The 744-nt window shown below is 47.3% G+C and carries 1 protein-coding gene; it reads left to right on the top strand.

Going from position 1 to position 744, the window contains the following annotated elements; all coding sequences use genetic code 11:
* Positions 1-538 (top strand): LysR substrate-binding domain-containing protein (locus R7044_RS25215; RefSeq protein ID WP_263857043.1); only part of this gene is annotated, 538 nt, incomplete at its 5' end.
* Between the last annotated feature and the right edge of the window lie 206 nt (positions 539-744).

Below are 744 nucleotides of genomic sequence, written 5' to 3'. Positions count from 1 at the left end.
GTCAGATAACACCTTCAAAATGTTGCAGCGTGGTGAGTTGGACTTGGGATTAACTGGTAAAGACATCGACATCAATGACGCAAAACTTACCCTACTGCCACCGGATGATATTTGCGAACTCGAAATCTATCGCGACCATCAGATGTGCATCATTCGTAAAAACCACCCCGCACTAAAACAGAAGTGGAACCTCGAAGCGTATCTCGCACTTCGTCACGTACAAGTGCGATGTGATGGAAACGACCGTTGGTTGTTGGATTATCGTTTAGCGGACATTGGCGCAGAGCGCGATATTGCAGTCACCGTTCCAGATTTCAATAGTGCCGCCAGCTTGTGTTCTTACACCGACTTCATCTTTACTGCGCCGAGCCACTTTGTGCAACTGGCTGCCAAACAGCTCGACTTGGTGGTCTTGCCATTGCCGCTTGAATTCCCGCCCATGGCTTACACTCTGTTTTGGCACAGAGACAGAGAAAACGACCCAGCCTTGAATTGGCTGCGCACGATGATCACGCAAAAAACCGATCACCTTAGATAAAAATGTCGGACGCAATTTGCGCTTAGCGGTTAAAATGAGTAGCTTAACAGTCGATAGTCCTTTTTGGCTCATCTATGGCCTGTTATACCCAGACTTAAACGTCATCTTGCTACGACGTTTAACTCAATCACTGCACGAAGCAGAAGGAAACAGCTCCCACACCTGAGCATGAAGGAGCGGTAATTTGAAGGAATAAAACAGATGCA

It is taken from the genome of Vibrio sp. 1402, from assembly GCF_033340275.1.
Note: the sequence above shows the minus strand (reverse complement) of the source record. Positions and strands in the feature narration are given on the sequence as shown.